The 18,277-nt window shown below is 71.9% G+C and carries 10 protein-coding genes and 1 riboswitch; of the genes, 6 read left to right on the top strand and 4 right to left on the bottom strand.

Features of this window, described 5'->3' with window-relative positions; genetic code table 11:
* Positions 1 to 85: 85 nt before the first annotated feature.
* Complete coding sequence (locus tag ACIG3E_RS06110; RefSeq protein ID WP_399611831.1) at positions 86 to 1,654, bottom strand: YibE/F family protein; 1,569 nt, start codon at positions 1,652 to 1,654, stop codon at positions 86 to 88.
* Between the two features lie 71 nt (positions 1,655 to 1,725).
* Positions 1,726 to 1,871: riboswitch (TPP riboswitch) on the top strand.
* Here ACIG3E_RS06110 and thiC point away from each other — a divergent pair.
* Positions 1,864 to 3,675: a phosphomethylpyrimidine synthase ThiC gene (thiC, locus tag ACIG3E_RS06115; RefSeq protein ID WP_399611834.1), complete on the top strand. Its 1,812-nt coding sequence runs from the start codon at positions 1,864 to 1,866 to the stop codon at positions 3,673 to 3,675. (Overlaps the previous riboswitch by 8 nt.)
* A 246-nt stretch (positions 3,676 to 3,921) precedes the next feature.
* Here thiC and ACIG3E_RS06120 read toward each other — a convergent pair whose 3' ends face one another.
* The 3 genes from ACIG3E_RS06120 to ACIG3E_RS06130 form a co-directional block, all read right to left on the bottom strand.
* Positions 3,922 to 4,800, bottom strand: a complete 879-nt coding sequence (locus tag ACIG3E_RS06120; RefSeq protein WP_399611837.1) for a hypothetical protein — start codon at positions 4,798 to 4,800, stop codon at positions 3,922 to 3,924.
* A 192-nt stretch (positions 4,801 to 4,992) separates the two neighbouring features.
* A complete protein-coding gene (locus tag ACIG3E_RS06125; RefSeq protein WP_399612180.1) occupies positions 4,993 to 6,411 on the bottom strand; it encodes a metallophosphoesterase in 1,419 nt (472 codons plus the stop codon).
* Positions 6,412 to 6,643: 232 nt separating this feature from the next.
* Positions 6,644 to 7,765 carry a LacI family DNA-binding transcriptional regulator gene (locus ACIG3E_RS06130; RefSeq protein WP_030677002.1) on the bottom strand — a complete coding sequence of 374 codons (1,122 nt, stop codon included), beginning with the start codon at positions 7,763 to 7,765 and terminating at the stop codon, positions 6,644 to 6,646.
* Positions 7,766 to 8,283: 518 nt separating this feature from the next.
* Between ACIG3E_RS06130 and hisC the strand changes: the two genes are divergently transcribed.
* From hisC to ACIG3E_RS06155, 5 genes are all read left to right on the top strand, one after another.
* A complete protein-coding gene (gene hisC / locus ACIG3E_RS06135) occupies positions 8,284 to 9,363 on the top strand; it encodes a histidinol-phosphate transaminase (RefSeq protein WP_399611841.1) in 1,080 nt (359 codons plus the stop codon).
* Positions 9,364 to 9,781: 418 nt separating this feature from the next.
* Positions 9,782 to 11,323 carry a cytochrome ubiquinol oxidase subunit I gene (locus tag ACIG3E_RS06140; protein WP_399611843.1) on the top strand — a complete coding sequence of 514 codons (1,542 nt, stop codon included), beginning with the start codon at positions 9,782 to 9,784 and terminating at the stop codon, positions 11,321 to 11,323.
* Positions 11,324 to 11,338: 15 nt separating this feature from the next.
* The gene (gene cydB / locus ACIG3E_RS06145) at positions 11,339 to 12,358 is read left to right on the top strand and encodes a cytochrome d ubiquinol oxidase subunit II (protein ID WP_399611845.1); all 1,020 of its coding nucleotides are present in this window, start codon (positions 11,339 to 11,341) and stop codon (positions 12,356 to 12,358) included.
* Between the two features lie 66 nt (positions 12,359 to 12,424).
* Positions 12,425 to 16,129, top strand: coding sequence for a thiol reductant ABC exporter subunit CydD (cydD, locus tag ACIG3E_RS06150; protein WP_399611847.1), 3,705 nt, complete (start codon positions 12,425 to 12,427; stop codon positions 16,127 to 16,129).
* 120 nt (positions 16,130 to 16,249) lie between these two features.
* The gene (locus tag ACIG3E_RS06155) at positions 16,250 to 18,163 is read left to right on the top strand and encodes a GAF domain-containing protein (RefSeq protein WP_399611850.1); all 1,914 of its coding nucleotides are present in this window, start codon (positions 16,250 to 16,252) and stop codon (positions 18,161 to 18,163) included.
* The last annotated feature ends 114 nt before the right edge of the window (positions 18,164 to 18,277 follow it).

An 18,277-nucleotide genomic window follows, 5' to 3' on the forward strand; every position in this document is an offset into this window, starting at 1 on the left:
CACGGGGAGTGACCGGACGACGGTGAGCGGCCGCAGGGCGGTCAGTGACCGGAGGGGGGTGAGGGACCGGTACGCGAGGGGGAGTTCAGGGTTTTCGGCGGCGGCCCGTGCCGCCACGGGTGAGGCGTGGCCGGGCCGAAGAGGCACCTGTGCGGGGCGAGGCGACACCGGTGGGCCCTGTGGGACCCACCGGCCCTGGCCCAGCCGCTCCCCCGGGCCCCCCAGGCCCGCCAGGCCCACCAGGGTCGTCAGGCCCACCAGGGCCACCGGGCCCCACCGGCCCGCCCGGCGCACCGGGCCCCGCCGGATGTGAGGAGCCCACCGAGGAGCCCACCGTGGTGCCCGGACCCGCGGCCGGGCCGACCGGGCCCGGCCGGTCGGCGGAGACCACCAGGGCGGCGAGCGCGGTGGTGACGGGGACGGAGGCCACGAGGCCGATCGAGCCGATCAGGGTGCGGACGATCTCCTCGGCGACCAACTCGCTGTTGGCCACGGTGCCCACGCTGCTCTGGGCGATGGAGAAGAGCAGCAGAAGGGGGAGAGCGGCGCCCGCGTAGGCGAGGACCAGGGTGTTCACGACCGACGCGATGTGGTCGCGGCCGATGCGGATGCCCGCGCGGTACAGACCGCGCCAGCCCATCGTCGGGTTGGCCTGGTGCAGCTCCCAGACCGCGGAGGTCTGGGTGACGGTGACGTCATCGAGCACGCCGAGGGAGCCGATGATGACGCCCGCGAGCAGCAGGCCGCTCATGTCGATGGACGGGTAGAGGCCGTGGATCAGGCCGGTGTTGTCGTCCGTGTTGCCGGTCAGGGAGGCCCAGGCGATGAAGAGCGAGCCGAGCAGGCCGATGAGGAGGAGGGAGATCAGGGTGCCGAGCACCGCCACCGATGTGCGCGCGGTCAGGCCGTGGCACATATAGAGCGCGATCAGCATGATGGCGCTGGCCCCGACGACCGCGACGACCAGGGGGTTCGAGCCCTGAAGGATCGCAGGCAGGATGAAGAAGGTCAGGATCAGGAAGCTCACCGCGAGGGCGACCAGGGCCATGACGCCGCGCAGCCGTCCCACCACGACGACGGCCAGCGCGAAGATGCCCGCGAGCAGGGCCATCGGGACCTTGCGGTTCACGTCGGCGATCGAATACTGCAGGCCCTTGGGCGCCTTGGGCTCGTAGGCGACCACCACGCCTTGGCCCAGCTTCAGCTGCCGGGGGGAGTCGGGCTGGACGATCTCGGTGAAGGTGTAGCCCTTGTCCGGGCCGCTGGTCACCTTGATCGTGGCCTTCTTGCAGGTGCCCTCGGCGCGCGTCTTCGCGGACCGGCCCTCCGGCGTTGAGGTGTCGCCGTTGGGCGGGGTCTGCGAGGCGTTCACGTCCTCGCAGGGGAGCGTGTCCATCTTCGCCACGGTGGCCGACTGGGTCTGCCGGTCGAAGCCGACGCCGGTGCGCTCGTGGTCGGGGGTGCCGCCCGGCCAGAGCACCACGAGGCCGACGAGGACGGCCGTGGCGAAGGGGATCAGTACGGCGGCGATGACCTTGCGCAGATGCCGGGAGACGGGCGCGGCGGGGCCGTGGCTGTGCGCATGGCCGTGCCCGTGGCCATGCCCGTGCGGTTCCGGAGGGGGCGGCGGTGTGGGGGGCTCTGTGGTGGTCACGGCCCGATCATCGCAAGAACGGAGGGGGCCCTCTGTTCACCGCGCCCGATATGACGCTAGCGTGGAGGCACCTTTGCACACGCGGGAGCTCGGAGCACCGGGCTGAGAGGGCGCTGACCTCCGTACGAACGGGAATCGGACCGTACGGAAGCCGCTGCGTCGACCGCCGAACCTGTTACCGGGTAATGCCGGCGTAGGGAGTAGGTCTCATGACCACATCGGACACACGCACGCCTGCCTCCATGCAGCCCGACAGCGGACAGACCGCGCCCAGCGGGCAGAACGCTTCGGAGGCCGGGAAGTCCACCGGCTGGCACAAGGCGTACATCGAGGGCTCGCGCCCCGATCTGCGCGTGCCGGTCCGCCAGGTGCACCTCACCAACGGCAAGGCCGTGACCCTGTACGACACCTCGGGTCCGTACACGGACCCGGAGATCGACACCGACGTGCGCCGGGGGCTCACCCCCCTGCGGGAGAACTGGATCGTCGGCCGCGGCGACACCGAGGAGTACGCGGGCCGCCCGGTCCGCCCCGAGGACGACGGCATCAAGCACACCTCGCCCCGCGGCGGCCTGCGCAACCTCGACGCGGTCTTCCCCGGCCGCCCGCGCCAGCCGCGCCGCGCCCGCGCCGGGCAGGCGGTGACGCAGCTCGCGTACGCGCGCCGCGGGGAGATCACGCCGGAGATGGAGTACGTGGCCATCCGGGAGAGCATGGCGCCCGAGGTCGTCCGCGACGAGATCGCGGCGGGCCGCGCGGTCCTGCCGGCGAACGTGAACCACCCGGAGATCGAGCCGATGATCATCGGCAAGCGGTTCCTGGTGAAGGTCAACGCCAACATCGGCAACTCCGCGGTCACCTCCTCCATCGAGGAGGAGGTCGACAAGATGACGTGGGCGACCCAGTGGGGCGCCGACACGGTCATGGACCTGTCCACCGGCCGCAACATCCACACGACCCGCGAGTGGGTCCTGCGCAACTCCCCCGTGCCCATCGGCACCGTGCCGCTCTACCAGGCCCTGGAGAAGGTCGACGGCAAGGCCGAGGAGCTGACCTGGGACATCTACAAGGACACGGTCATCGAGCAGGCCGAGCAGGGCGTGGACTACATGACGGTGCACGCGGGCGTCCGCCTGCCGTACGTCCCGCTCACCGCGAACCGCAAGACGGGCATCGTCTCGCGCGGCGGTTCGATCATGGCGGCCTGGTGCCTCGCGCACCACAAGGAGAGCTTCCTCTACGAGCACTTCGAGGAGCTCTGCGAGATCCTCGCGGCGTACGACGTCACGTACTCGCTCGGGGACGGCCTGCGGCCCGGCTCCATCGCGGACGCCAACGACCGCGCCCAGTTCGCCGAGCTGGAGACCCTGGGCGAGCTGAACAAGATCGCCAAGGCGCACGACGTGCAGACGATGATCGAGGGCCCGGGCCATGTCCCGATGCACAAGATCAAGGAGAACATCGACCTCCAGCAGGAGATCTGCGAGGAGGCGCCGTTCTACACGCTCGGCCCGCTGACCACCGACATCGCGCCCGCGTACGACCACATCACCTCCGGCATCGGCGCCGCGATGATCGGCTGGTGGGGCACGGCGATGCTCTGCTACGTCACGCCGAAGGAGCACCTCGGCCTGCCCAACCGCGACGACGTGAAGACCGGCGTCATCACGTACAAGATCGCGGCGCACGCGGCGGACCTCGCCAAGGGGCACCCGGGCGCGCAGGACTGGGACGACGCGCTGTCGGACGCGCGCTTCGAATTCCGCTGGGAGGACCAGTTCAACCTGGCCCTCGACCCGGTGACGGCCCGTGAGTTCCACGACGAGACGCTGCCCGCGGAGCCCGCGAAGACGGCGCACTTCTGCTCGATGTGCGGGCCGAAGTTCTGCTCGATGAAGATCTCCCAGGACATCCGCAGGGAGCACGGGGGCTCGCAGGCCGAGATCGAGCGGGGGATGGCGGAGAAGTCCGCGGAGTTCGCGGCGGCGGGGAACCGGGTCTATCTGCCCATCGCCGACTGAGCCGACCGACAGAGCGGCCCGATCAACCGACCGGCCCGACCGACCGGGCCGGTGGCCGCACGGCGGTGTCCGTACCGCGTGGCTGTACCGCGTACGGGCAGGGCGGAGCGGCCTCTTGGCGCGCCGGGGCGGGGGCCCGGCGCGTCGGCCCCGCGCGGGACCGGTGCCCGTCCGGAGTGGCCCCGTCGCCGGGCGGCGACCGGGCCGCTCCCGTCGCCTGTCGGCGACCGGATGACGTCCGTCGGGTCAATCGGGCCGGTGCTCGGGACCGCCGTAGTCCGGGCTGGAGAAGTCCGGGCTGGAGTAGCTCGGCCGGGTGCCCGTGGTGGAACCGCTCTCGGGGCTGCTGAATCCCGGCCTGTGATAGCCGAGTTGCGGCATGCGCCCGGTCGGTCCCGCCGACGGCGGCCGGGTTGCGGGCGGTCCGCCCGGGTCCGCGAGTGCCTCCCGCAGGAACGGCAGGATGCCGCGCTCCAGGAGTGCCCGGCTCCAGGCTTCCCTGGCCCGTTCCACCTCCGCGTTCCGCTCGTCGTGCGAGCCTGCCTGGAGGGAGGTGGAGCCGTTGCGCAGGGCGGTCAGGAGCAGGCCGACCGCGGCGACCAGAATGGCGCCCGCAGTGAGCGCGCCGAACAGCCACCCGGCAGTGAGCAGGGTGTCCGCGAAGGCGGGCTCGGGGTTGAGCATCTTCAGGATGTAGCCGACGAGAAGGAAGATCGCGGCGGCCGCCCCGGCGAGGACCGGTGCGAGAACCGCGATCACGGCGACCGCTCCGGCACCTGCGGTGTCGGTGACCTCGCCCATCGTGGCGAGGCCCACGCCGCCGGAACTGGATTCGGCCGGGGTGGAGCTGGAGCCGCTCCCTTCACGGATCGATCGGGACGTGGAGCGTCCGGAGTTCCGCAGATCCTCACGGACCTTCACATATTGGCGGTATTCGGTCGCTGCCGCGGCCGTGATCAGTGCGGTGGCGTTGAGAGCCATCGTGCGCAGCTGCTCGGGGTTGAGTCGCTGGCCCACCGCGGCCAGCTCCGGGCGGTTCGGTGCGGTGCGCAGCGCCTCATCGAGGATCCGCGCGTATTCGGGGCGGTCCTCATTGAGCAGGTGTGGAGCGCTGTTCATGTGCATCCCCCGATGCTCCGTAGGGCTTGGGGCTCGCAGGATCACGAGCCGTCGGGCAGAAACGGAGGGGAGCCTGCTACGGATAGAGCGATGGTAGAGCCGTGACGGCACGCGGTGACAGGGGGTTTCCAGAATTGGCCCGCTGGCCAGCGAGGTCCTGTAACGACGTGCTTACTCGTGCCCTTGCCCGGTGAACGCTCAGTTAGCCAGCGGCAACTGGCAGACCAGTAGCTTTCCGGCCATGGTCACTCCGCCGTCCATGGCGATGGCCAGACCGTCGGCGTAGACGTGCGGGCCTTCGATCACCGGGCGCCCGTCGTCGTCCCCGTCGTACTCGGAGCCGACCTCGCCCAGGAGGTACGGGATGGGGCTGTGGCCGTGGACGATGCGGCTGCCGCCGTAGACGTCGAGGAGTTCGCGTACGGCGGCCGGGCCGGAGTCGTCGCGGAAGGCGAAGCGCTTGGTGAACTTGCGGAACAGGTCCCAGTATTCGTCCGCGTCGTTGCGCGTGAGCGCCTCGCGGATGGTGTCGTTGACCTCTTCGATCGAGTCGCCGTAGTCGAGGTAGGCGGTGGTGTCGGAGTGCACGAGCAGATGCCCGTCCGCCTCCTCGATGGCGTCGAGGCGGGCCATCCACTGCAGGTGGTGGTCCTCCAGGCGCTCCATGTCGGTCTTCTGCCCGCCGTTCAGGAGCCAGGCGGCCTGGAACGTGGCGGTGCCCGCGCCGGAGTTGACCGGGGTGTCGCCGAAGCGCTTGGCGCCGATGAGCAGCAGCTCGTGGTTGCCCATGAGCGCCTTGCAGTAGCCGCCCGCGGCGGCGGCCTCGGCGGACAGGCGCATCACGAGGTCGATGACGCCGATGCCGTCGGGCCCGCGGTCGGTGAAGTCGCCGAGGAACCACAGCCGGGTGTTGCCCGCGCACCAGGTGAGGTCGGCGTCGATGAGCCCCTCCGCCTGGAGCGCCCCGACCAGCTCGTCCAGATAGCCGTGGACGTCGCCCACGACGTAGAGCGGACCGAGCTCGTCCGAGCTGGGCGCGGGCGGCGGCTCGGGCATCTCGCGCACCTCGACCCGCACGGTGTCCCCGCGGTTGATGACGGGCAGGTCGCGCTCGGTGGGGGTGTAGCCGTCGGGCAGGTCGCCCGCGGCGCCGGGGTGGGCCGGGACGGACATGACCTCCGGCGGGGCCGCCGGGGCGGGGGCCTGCGCGGCCATGGGGTGTCCCAGGTGGTCGGGGGCGGGCGCGGCGACGGGGTGCCCCTGGGCTTCGGGGGCGTGCGGGGGCACCGGGTGCGCCTGGGGTTCGGGGGCGTGCGCGTGGCGCGCGGGGCCCGGCTGGACGGGAACCCGCGGCGGGACGGCGCCCGGCGCCCCGGAGGGGGCCTCAGGGGCGTGCGGGGCGTGGAACTGCCCCTGAGCGGGGCCGGGGCCCTGGCCGACGGCGGGTGCCGGGGCGGACTGCTCCTGTTCGGCGGCCTGGTCGCCGCGTTCGGCAGCCTGGGTGCCGGTCTCGCGGACGCCCTCGTACACGTACGCGGGAACGCGGAAGTCGCGCAGCGTCGCCGTCCGCACCTCGGGTCCCTGACCGGCCCCCTGAGTCATCGACCCCTCCACCACCATTGCGCCGCATCTGCACCGTGATCGGACTGCCTGGTCGCAGCGGCCCGCGGTGTCGTCCGCCCATCATAGGAATGCGGCTGTCGCTGTGTGGTGCACCAGGGGTGGTGAATCGATGGGGAGACCCAGTTCACCACGGTTTTCTCCCGAATTGGCCCGAGGTTTCCCCGCAGGCCACGGGCCCGGGGTGATGACCCCGGGCCCCTGGTCGGGCGGTCGGGAGCGCGGGGGGTCAGCCGTGGCCCGGGGCGCGGGGCGGGCTGACGGTTGTGCGCGGGGGGCGTCGCTCGGACGAGGTGCGCACGATCAGCTCGGTCGGTATCACCTGCTCGACGGGACGGCCGGTGTCCAGGCCTTCGATGGCGTCGATGAGCAGCTGGACCACGGCGGTGCCGATGCGGCGCGGCTTCAGCGAGAGCGTGGTGATGGGCGGCTCGGTGGTGGCGTACACGGTCGACTCGCTGCAGCACACGAGCAGCAGGTCGTCCGGTACGCGCAGGCCGTAGCGGCGGGCCGCGGCGAGCAGGTCGGTGCCGTTCGGGTCGAACAGGCCGTAGACGGCGTCGGGCCGGTCGGGCCGGGCGAGCAGCCGGTCGGCGGCGACGGCGCCCGCGCACGGGTCGTGCGCGGGGTAGGACTCGTACACCGGGTCCTGGCCGACGCGCTCGCACCAGCGCAGATAGGCGGTGGTGGACAGATGGGTGTAGGTGTCCGTGGTGGTGCCGGTGAGCAGGCCGATGCGGCGGGCACCGGCCGCGGCGAGGTGTTCGAGGATCTCCAGGACCGCGGCCTCGTGGTCGTTGTCGACCCAGGCCGTGACCGGCAGGGAGCCGGCCGGGCGGCCGTCGGAGACCACCGGCAGGCCCTGCCGGACCAGCTCGCTGACCACGGGGTCGTGGTCGGAGGGGTCGACGACGACGGTGCCGTCGAGCGCCACGTTCGACCAGACGTCGACGGGGCTGCGGCGCGAGGTCGCGGGCAGGATGACCAGGGCGTAGCCCCGGGCGAGGGCGGCGGATGTGGCGGCTCTCGCCATCTCCGCGAAGTACGCGAACTCGGTGAAGGTGAAAGGTTCATCCCCGTACGTCGTCACGGTCAGGCCGATGAGGCCCGACTTGCCGGTACGGAGTGTTCGGGCGGCCGCCGACGGGCGATAGCCGAGGCGGTCGGCGACCTCGCGGACATGGCGTCGAGTGGCATCGGGCAGTCGCCCTTTGCCGTTGAGCGCGTCGGAGACCGTCGTGATGGAGACACCGGCTGCGGCGGCGACGTCTCTGATGCCGGCTCGGCTTTGCCGGTTGCCCCGGCGGGCGGTCTCCGCTCGGCTCACCTGGTGCTTCCCTGCTGCTGTCATGGCGAGCCGATAGTAGGGCTCATGGGGGTGGGTAGTGCGGGCGCATATTCACCCGTTGACAGGCACGATTCTGCATGGTGATTTTCCCTCAATGACCTTAGATTGCAAGGGAGTTGGACGTCTCGTCCAGCATCGTCCCCTTGTCGTCGCGCGGGGGCCTGCCAAATGAGCGAGGTCTCGAAGAGGTCTCAACTCACCTTCACGGGTGATGCGCGCCACGGAGTGAGCCACCGGCGCGCGCTTCCGCAGGGAGCGCCCCCAGAGATCGCGCGCGGCGGGCGTGAGCTGGGCCGCGCCCCCGGCTCGGGCCGGAGGGCCCCCGGATGCGCGTGGCGCGGGCGGCCGGATGCGCGTGAGGCGGGCCGCCGGATGCCCGTGGGGCGGGCCGCCGGGTGCCCGTGGGGCGGGCCGCCGGGACGGCATACGCGCTGATTGGGGCCGCCAGGGCATTCGCAGCGGCCGCGAATCCTCATAAGGTGAGAATCATTGAAGGCCGGATGATCACGAGGAGGACCGCGGTGAGCGAGACGAGCCCGAGGCTGCGCGCCGAGTTGGAGGGTATTCCCACCTACAAGCCGGGCAAGCCCGCCGCGGCCGAGGGCCGACAGGCGTACAAGCTGTCCTCGAACGAGAACCCCTACCCGCCGCTGCCGGGCGTGCTTGAGACCGCGCTGGAGACCGTGCGGGCCTTCAACCGGTACCCGGACATGGCCTGTACGGGGCTGATGAGCGAGCTGGCCGACCGGTTCGGGGTGCCCGTGTCGCACGTCGCGACGGGCACCGGCTCCGTCGGCGTCGCTCAGCAGCTGATCCAGGCGACGTCGGGCCCGGGCGACGAGGTGATCTACGCCTGGCGGTCCTTCGAGGCGTACCCGATCATCACGCAGATCAGCGGGGCCACCTCGGTGCGGGTGCCGCTGACCTCCGGGGAGGTCCACGACCTCGACGCGATGGCGGCGGCCATCACGGAGCGCACGCGCCTGATCTTCGTCTGCAACCCCAACAACCCGACCGGCACCGCGGTCCGCAAGGCCGAGCTCGAGCGCTTCCTCGACCGGGTGCCGAGCGACATCCTGGTGGTGCTCGACGAGGCCTACCGGGAGTTCGTCAGGGATCCGGAGGTCCCGGACGGCATCGAGCTCTACCGCGACCGGCCGAACGTCTGCGTCCTGCGAACCTTCTCCAAGGCGTACGGCCTCGCGGGCCTGCGCGTCGGCTTCGCGATCGCGCACGAGCCGGTGGCGGCCGCGCTGCGCAAGACGGCGGTGCCCTTCGGCGTCAGCCAGCTCGCCCAGGACGCGGCGGTGGCCTCGCTGCGGGCCGAGGACGAACTGCTCGGCCGGGTCGGCGTGCTGGTCGGCGAGCGCACGCGGGTCCTGGAGGGGCTGCGGTCGCAGGGCTGGACGGTGCCCGACACCCAGGCGAACTTCGTGTGGCTGCGGACCGGTGACCGGACCGTGGACTTCGCCGGGGTGTGCGAGCAGGCGGGCGTCACCGTGCGGCCGTTCCCGGGCGAGGGCGTCCGCGTCACGATCGGTGAGGTGGAGGCCAACGACATCTTCCTGAAGGTGGCGGAGGAGTTCCTCAAGGAGCTCTAGGCATCCGGCCGGATCTGCTTGGTCCGGCCCTGACGCCCCGCGTGGACCCTCGTGTCCGCGCGGGGCGTTCTTGTTGCGGCCGAGAGCCTCGCAGGCGCTCGCGAAGCAGCATTTCCCCAGGTCACAGCAGTGATGCCCGTCCGGGCCGCGGAGCCTCGCGAGGGCGGCGACAGGGCCGTACGGCCGCCATGAGGCCCCAGCCGACCGCCGCGACAGGGCCGAACGACCCCACCCGCGAGCGCGTCGCCTACCCCGTTCCTGGCGGTAACGGGACCCCCCTTTCAAGCCTCGACAGCCCGTACGACATAATGCTTGTGAATGTGAACGCGTTCACAAGCGTGTCCCACTTGCTCCGCAGTTGTCTATGACATAAGGGGCAAACTGCCGCTATGACGACGGCATGTAAGGAGAAGTCGACGTGGACCTGGCTCTGGCGCCGGAAACCCTGGCGCGATGGCAGTTCGGCATCACCACCGTCTACCACTTCCTCTTCGTCCCCCTGACGATCTCCCTGGCCGCCCTCACGGCGATCCTTGAGACCGCCTGGGTGCGGACGGGCAAGGAGCACTACCTCAGAGCGACCAAGTTCTGGGGCAAGCTGTTCCTGATCAACATCGCGATGGGTGTCGTCACCGGCATCGTGCAGGAGTTCCAGTTCGGCATGAACTGGTCCGACTACTCACGGTTCGTCGGCGACGTCTTCGGCGCTCCGCTCGCCTTCGAGGCCCTGATCGCCTTCTTCTTCGAGTCGACCTTCATCGGCCTGTGGATCTTCGGCTGGGACAAGCTCCCGAAGAAGCTGCACTGCGCGACGATCTGGATGGTGTCGATCGGCACGATCCTCTCGGCGTACTTCATCATCGCCGCGAACGCCTTTATGCAGCACCCGGTGGGCTACAAGATCACCGAGCGCGACGGCACGAAGCGCGCCGAGCTCACCGACTTCGCCAAGGTGCTGTTCCAGGAGACGACGCTCGTCAACTTCTTCCACGTCATCGCGGCGACCATCCTGGTCGGCGGCGCCTTCGTGACCGGCATCGCCATCTTCCACCTGCGCAAGAAGCGGCACGTCCGCACCATGCGGATGTCGCTGCGGCTCGGCCTGGTCACCGCGTTCGTCGGCACCCTGCTCACCCTCATCAGCGCCGACACCCTCGGCAAGGTCATGTACGAGCAGCAGCCGATGAAGATGTCGGCCGCCGAGGCGCTGTGGGAGTCGGAGAAGCCCGCGCCGTTCTCGCTGTTCGCTTACGGCGACGTCGCCAAGGGCCACAACGACGTCGCCATAGAGATCCCCGGGGTCCTCTCCTTCCTCGCCAAGAACAACTTCAGCGCGGAGATCCCCGGCATCAACGACCTCAACAAGGAGGCGCAGGACAAGTTCGGCCCCGGTGACTACCGGCCCAACATCCCCACCGCCTACTGGTCCTACCGCTGGATGATCGGCTTCGGCGGGGTCTCCATGGCCCTGTGCACCGCCGGACTCTGGCTCACCAGGCGGAAGGTCTGGCTCGCCCCGGAGCACCGCACGGGCGACGAGGACGTGCCGAAGCTGATGCTCACCAAGAACAAGGAGCTGGCCCCGAAGCTCGGCATCTGGTGGTGGCGCCTGTCGCAGTGGACGCTGATCTTCCCGCTCATCGGCACCGCCTGGGGCTGGATCTTCACCGAGACGGGCCGGCAGCCCTGGGTCGTCTACGGCGTCCTGAAGACCAAGGACGCGGTCTCCCCCGGCGTCTCGCAGGGTGAGGTGCTCACCTCGCTGATCGTCTTCACGCTGATCTACGCGATCCTCGCCGTGGTCGAGGTCAAGCTGCTGCTCAAGTACGTGCGCAAGGGCCCGCCCGAGCTCACCGACGCCGACCTCAACCCGCCCACCAAGATCGGCGGCCCGCCCGGTGGCGGCACCGGCACGGACGCCGACGCCGACGCCGACCGGCCCATGGCCTTCTCGTACTAAAGGAGCTGGGCGCACATGGAACTGCACGACGTCTGGTTCGTCCTGATCGCCGTCCTGTGGATCGGCTACTTCTTCCTCGAAGGCTTCGACTTCGGGGTCGGGGTCCTCACCAAGCTGCTCGCCCGTGACCGGACCGAGAAGCGGGTGCTCATCAACACCATCGGCCCGGTCTGGGACGGCAACGAGGTGTGGCTGCTCTCGGCGGGCGGCGCGACCTTCGCCGCCTTCCCCGAGTGGTACGCGACGCTCTTCTCCGGCTTCTATCTGCCGCTGCTGCTGATCCTGCTCTGCCTGATCGTGCGCGGTGTCGCCTTCGAGTACCGGGCGAAGCGCCCCGAGGAGCGCTGGCAGAGCAACTGGGAGCACGCGATCTTCTGGACCTCGCTGCTCCCGGCGTTCCTGTGGGGCGTGGCCTTCGGCAACATCGTGCGCGGCGTGAAGATCGACGCGCAGAAGGAGTACGTGGGCAATGTCTGGGACCTGCTCAACCCGTACGCGATCCTCGGCGGCCTGGTCACGCTGACGCTCTTCACCTTCCACGGCACGGTGTTCACCGCGCTCAAGACGGTGGGCGACATCCGGATGCGGGCCCGCAAGCTCGCGGTCGTACTCGGACTCGTCACGGCGGCGCTCGCGCTCGGCTTCCTGATCTGGACCCAGCTGGACAACGGCGACGGCAAGAGCCTGGCCGCGATGATCGTCGCCGTCGTCGCCCTCGTGGCCGCCATCGGAGCGATCCAACTCGGGCGGGAAGGCTGGTCATTCGCCCTGTCCGGCGTCACGATCGTCGCCGCCGTCGCGATGCTCTTCCTGACCCTCTTCCCGAACGTCATGCCGTCGTCGCTGAACGAGGACTGGAGCCTGACGGTCACCAACGCCTCGTCGACGCCCTACACCTTGAAGATCATGACCTGGTGCGCGGGGATCGCGACGCCTGTCGTGCTGCTCTACCAGTCGTGGACGTACTGGGTGTTCCGCAAGCGCATCGGTACGCAGCACATCGCTCCCGACCTTCCGGTCGGCGGCGCCCACTAAGTCCATGACCGCGTCCGCCGCGGCAACTGGCCCTGCTTCCCCGGTCCTTGGGAGGGTGTGTTTCACGTGAAACCAATCGACCCGCGCCTGCTCCGGTACGCCCGTGCCACTCGCTTCTTCCTGGCCGCGGTGGTGGTTCTCGGTCTCGCCGGGGCGGGGCTCGTGGTGGCCCAGGCGATGCTCATCGCCGAGATCGTGGTGGGCTCCTTCCAGCGCGGGCTCTCGGTCGGTGCGTTGCACACCCCGATCCTGCTGCTCACGGCGGTCGCCGTGGGCCGGGGGATCGTGGCCTGGCTGACCGAACTCGCCGCGCACCGGGCCAGCGCGGCGGTCAAGTCGGAGCTGCGAAGGCGCCTTGTCGAGCGGGCCGGGGCGCTGGGGCCCGGGTGGCTGACGGGGCAGCGGACGGGCTCGCTGATCAACCTGGCCACCCGGGGCGTGGACGCGCTCGATGACTACTTCTCGCGCTATCTGCCGCAGCTGGGCCTCGCGGTGGTGGTCCCGGTGGCGGTGCTCGCGCGCGTCGTCACCGAGGACTGGGTGTCGGCGGCGATCATCACCGGCACGCTGCCGCTGATCCCGGTCTTCATGATCCTGATCGGCTGGGCGACCCAGGCCCGGATGGACCGCCAGTGGCGGCTCCTCTCGCGCCTTTCGGGCCACTTCCTCGACGTAGTGGCGGGCCTGCCGACCCTCAAGGTGTTCGGCCGTGCCAAGGCGCAGGCCGAGGCGATCCGCAAGATCACCGGGGAGTACCGGCGGGCGACCATGCGGACGCTGCGCATCGCGTTCCTGTCGTCGTTCGCCCTGGAACTGCTCGCCACCATCTCCGTGGCCCTGGTGGCGGTCACCATCGGCATGCGGCTCGTGCACGGCGACATGGCGCTGTACGACGGCCTGGTCATCCTGATCCTCGCGCCCGAGGCGTACTTGCCGCTGCGGCAGGTCGGCGCGCGGTACCACGCGGCAGCGGAGGGGCTCGCCGCGGCGGAGGAGATCTTCGAGGTCCTGGAGACCCCCGTTCCGGCCGGAGGGAGCGCGCCGGTGCCCGCGGGCCCGCTGCGCGTGGAGGACCTGGCCGTCCGCTACCCGGGCCGGGCGGCGGACGCCGTCAGCGGGGTCTCGTTCACCGTAGGGCGCGGGGAGACCGTCGCCCTGGTCGGGCCCAGCGGCTCCGGCAAGTCGACCCTCCTGAACGCACTGCTCGGTTTCGTCGAGCCCACCGCGGGGCGGGTGTGCGTCGGCGACGCGGACCTGGCGGACGTGTCCCTGGAGCGGTGGCGGGAGCAGGTGGCGTGGGTGCCGCAGCGGCCGCACCTCTTCGCGGGGTCCATCGCGGACAACGTACGGCTCGCGCGGCCGGACGCGGACGACGGGGCCGTGCGGGAGGCCCTGCGCGCGGCCGGAGCGCTGGAGTTCGTGGACGCCCTGCCGCTGGGGGCGGAGACCGCCCTCGGCGAGGACGGGGCCGGGCTCTCCGCCGGGCAGCGGCAACGGGTCGCCCTGGCGCGGGCGTTCCTCGCGGACCGGCCCGTGGTGCTGCTCGACGAGCCGACCGCCGCCCTGGACGGGGCGACCGAGGCAGGGGTCGTCGAGGCCGTCCGGCGGCTGGCCGTGGGGCGGACCGTGGTGCTGGTCGTCCACCGGCCCGCGCTGCTGGCCGTCGCGGACCGGGTGGTCCGGGTGGGAGCCTCCGAAACGGCGGGCTCGCGGGGGGTGTTGTGCTCGCCTGCGGCTTCTACCGGCCCGGTGGGCCACGGCGGGGAGCACGCGGTGGCTCTCGACGGGGGCGGCGCGGGGGCCGGGGAGCGGTTGGGGGCGTGGGAGTCGGGCGCGTGGGGGGCGGGCGAGTCGGAGTCGGGCGTGCGGGCTTCGGGCGCGGGGGATGCGGGGGTGCGGGCTTCGGGCGCGTGGGATTCGGATGCGCGGGCTTCGGGCGTGCGGGCTTCGGGTGTGCGGGAGTCGGAGGTGTGGCAGGAGTCCCGTCCGAAGGGCGGTGTCCTCGCGCGTGTGCGGGCCGTGGCGCGTCCCCGCAGGGGGCGGCTGAGCCTCGCCCTGCTGCTCGGCAGCCTCGCGCTGGGCAGTGCCGTGGGCCTCATGGCCACCTCCGGGTGGCTGATCTCGCGGGCCTCGGAGCAGCCGCCCGTGATGTACCTGATGATCGCCGTCACGGCGACCCGCGCCTTCGGCATCGGGCGGGCCTGCTTCCGCTACGCCGAGCGCCTGGTGTCGCACGACGCGGTGCTGCGGATGCTGGCCGACATGCGGGTCACCGTGTTCCGGCGCCTCGAACGCCTCGCCCCCGCGGGCCTGCGCGGCACGCGCCGCGGTGATCTGCTGTCCCGGCTCGTCGCCGACGTGGACGCGCTCCAGGACTACTGGCTGCGCTGGCTGCTGCCCGTCGGCGCCGCCGCGGTCGTGAGCGTCGGCGCGGTCGGCTTCACGGCCTGGCTGCTGCCGGAGGCGGGCGCGGTACTCGCCGTCGGCCTGCTGGTCGCCGGGGTCGGGGTGCCGCTGGTCAGCGGAGCCGTGGCCCGCCGCGCGGAGCGGAAGCTGGCCCCCGCGCGCGGGGTGCTCGCCACCCGCGTGGCCGATCTGCTCACGGGGACGGCCGAGTTGACGGTCGCGGGCGCGCTGCGGCGCCGTACCGCGCACGTCCGGGACGCCGACGCCGAGCTGACCCGGATCGCGTCCCGGACGGCGAGCGCCACCGCGCTCGGCGACGGGCTCGGCGCGCTCGCGACGGGCCTCACCGTGGCCGCCGCGGCGGTCGTCGGCGTCCAGGGGGTGCACGACGGACGGCTCAGCGGTGTCGCGCTCGCCGTGGTCGTCCTGACGCCGCTCGCCGCGTTCGAGGCCGTGATGGGACTGCCGCTGGCCGTGCAGTACCGCCAGCGCGTCAAGAAGAGCGCCGAGCGGGTCCACGAGGTCCTGGACGTGCCCGACCCGCTGCCGGGCCCCCACCCGGTGTCCTCGGCCGCTCCCGGGACCGAGGAGCCCCGGGCGCCGCGCTCGCCCTTCCCGCTGCGCCTCGACGGTCTGCGGGTCCGCTACAAGGGGCAGGAGCGGGACGCGCTCGCGGGCGTGTCCCTGGCCCTCGAACGCGGCCGCCGCGTCGCCGTCGTCGGCCCCTCCGGCTCGGGCAAGACCACGCTCGCCCACGTCCTGCTGCGTTTCCTGGGCGCGTACGAGGGGACGTACGCCCTCGGCGGCACCGATACCTCCCGGCTGGACGGTGACGACGTGCGGCGCCTGGTCGGCCTGTGCGCGCAGGACGCGCATGTCTTCGACAGCTCCGTGCGCGAGAACCTGCTGCTCGCCCGCAAGGACGCGAGCGACGACGAGTTGTATGGGGCCCTGGCGCGCGCCCGGCTCGACGGCTGGGTGCGGTCCCTGCCCGACGGCCTGGACACGCTTGTCGGCGAACACGGGGCCCGCCTCTCCGGAGGGCAGCGGCAGCGGCTCGCGCTGGCCCGCGCGCTCCTCGCGGACTTCCCCGTCCTCGTCCTCGACGAGCCCGCCGAACACCTCGACCTGCCGACGGCCGACGCCCTCACCGCCGATCTGCTCGCGGCCACCGAGGGGCGGACGACGCTGCTCATCACCCACCGTCTCTCCGGACTGGACAAAGTTGACGAGGTGATCGTGCTGGAGGCCGGTCACGTCGTACAGCGTGGCGCGTACGAGGAGCTGGTGGCCGTTGACGGACCGCTGCGGCGGATGCGGGAGCGCGAGGCGGCGGCTGACCTGCTGACGCAGGCGGTCGGCTGACGCCATGGGCCGGGGCCGAGCCCGGGGTCGGGTTCCGGGCCGGGTCCGGGGACGGCGCGGCGACCCACGGCGGCGCCGCCTCGGCGTGCCACGGCAAAACGGACTAACTACGCTCAAGGCATGTCCGTCCCCCCGGCCTCCGCCGCGCCGCCGCCTTCCGAAGGCACGTCGGCCCCAGCGGGCGCGGCCGGGGGCGGGACGAGGCCGTCCGGGGGCGCTGCCGACGTATCGGGTGCCCTCGGCCCGCCCGGGGCGTCGGGACCGCCGGGCCCCGCTGATTCGTCCGGCTCCACAGACCCCACCGGCCCCACCGACCCGCCCGACCCCACTGACCCGGCCGAGGCCGCCGCGCGGGCCAGCCGCAGCCTTCAGGGGCTCTCCACGGAGCTCACCGCGCGCGTACCGCAGCTCCTGGAGGCGATGCGGTCCGTCGGCGCGGGGTTGGAGCTGCACACCACCCTGAACCGCATCTGCGAGACCGCAGCCAAGCTCACGAACGCCCGCTACGCCGCGATCGGCGTCGTGGCCGAGGACGGCGAGGGGCTCGCGGACTTCGTCTCCTTCGGCATCGACGAGGCCACCGCCGAGCGCATCGGCCACCTGCCCGACGGCCACCGCGGGCTGCTGGGCGCGCTCATCCACCAGCCCGAGACGCTGTGCCTCGCCGACCTCTCCACCGACCCGCGCTCCTGCGGCTTCCCCGCCCACCACCCGCCGATGCGCACCTTCCTGGGGGTGCCGATCCGCGTCCAGGGCGAGATCTTCGGGAACCTGTACCTCACGGAGAAGCGCACCGGGGCGGACCCCGGAGAGGCCGCAGAGTTCAACGACTACGACATGCACATGGTGCGGGTGCTCGCCACGGAGGCGGGCATCGCGATCGGCAACGCCCGCCTCTACGAGGCCGCCAAGCAGCGCGAGCGGTGGATCGACGGCTCCGTGGCGGTCACCACGGCGCTGCTCTCGGGCTCCGACGCGGAGGACGCCCTCGCGGTCGTCGCGGAGCAGGCCCGGCACCTCGCGGACTCGGCGGCGGGGATCGTGCTGCTCCCGGACGACGAGGGCGGCATGGAGATCGTCGCCGTCTCCTCGGACGAGCCCAACGGGGCGCTCGGCGTCACCGTCCCCCCGGAGAGCCGCATCATCGCCGACCTCCTCGACGGGCAGGCGGTGTTCATCGACGACGCGGCCACCGACCCGCGCATCATGACGGACCTCGCGCGCGGGTACGGCCCCGTGATGATGCTGCCCCTCCAGAGCGACGGCCGGGTCCTGGGGACGCTCGTCACCCCACGCGCGCGTGGGGGACGGCCGTTCACCGAGGTGGAGCGGACGCTCGCCACCCAGTTCGCCTCGCAGGCCGCGCTCGCCCTGATGATGGCCGAGGCGCAGCGCGACCGGGAGCGGCTCGCGGTCTACGAGGACCGCGACCGCATCGCCCGCGACCTGCACGACCTGGTCATCCAGCGGCTCTTCGCCACCGGGATGATGCTGGAGAGCGCCCAGCGCAGGTCCGTGGTGCCCGAGGTGGTCAAAGGCGTCGGCAAGGCCGTCGACGAGCTGGACGTGACCATCCAGGAGATCCGCACCGCGATCTTCGCGCTCCAGCAGGGGCCCGCCGAGGCGCCCTCGGGGCTGCGGACCCGGGTCCTGCGCGAGATCAACATGGCGGCCGTACCGCTCGGCTTCAAGCCCTCGCACCGCTTCCTGGGGCCCGTCGACACGGTCGTCGGCGAGCACACCGGCAAGAACCTCATCGCGGCCCTGCGCGAGGCCCTGTCGAACGCTTTCCGGCACGCGGGCGCCGACCGCATCGACGTCGTCGTCGACGCCACCCACGTGCTGCCCGACGGCCGCCAGGGCGTGCGCCTGACGGTGGCCGACAACGGCGTGGGCATCACCGAGGGCGGTCGCCGCAGCGGCCTGAGGAACCTCAAGCGGCGGGCCGAGTCCCTGGGCGGCTCCAGCTGGTACGGGCCGGGCATCGGCGAGGACGGCGGCGGCACGACGGTGGTGTGGCAGGCGCCGCACTGAAGCCCGGCTCGCGCCCGGCCGCTGATCGGCGCTCAGGCGCGTACGAGCGGCCGCTGATCGGCGGTACGGGGATGCGCCGTACGGGTCACCCGGTCCCCCGCGCGTACGAGTCCG

Origin of the sequence: Streptomyces sp. NPDC053474 (genome assembly GCF_044544845.1) — a bacterium.
Taxonomy (GTDB): Bacteria; Actinomycetota; Actinomycetes; order Streptomycetales; family Streptomycetaceae; genus Streptomyces.

What these genes read in the sequence shown, in the direction of transcription:
- thiC (WP_399611834.1), top strand. Translation starts at nt 1,864, where the DNA reads ATGACCACATCGGACACACGCACGCCTGCCTCCATGCAGCCCGACAGC.
- ACIG3E_RS06120 (WP_399611837.1), bottom strand. Translation starts at nt 4,800, where the DNA reads ATGCACATGAACAGCGCTCCACACCTGCTCAATGAGGACCGCCCCGAA.
- ACIG3E_RS06130 (WP_030677002.1), bottom strand. Translation starts at nt 7,765, where the DNA reads ATGACAGCAGCAGGGAAGCACCAGGTGAGCCGAGCGGAGACCGCCCGC.
- cydB (WP_399611845.1), top strand. Translation starts at nt 11,339, where the DNA reads ATGGAACTGCACGACGTCTGGTTCGTCCTGATCGCCGTCCTGTGGATC.
- ACIG3E_RS06155 (WP_399611850.1), top strand. Translation starts at nt 16,250, where the DNA reads ATGTCCGTCCCCCCGGCCTCCGCCGCGCCGCCGCCTTCCGAAGGCACG.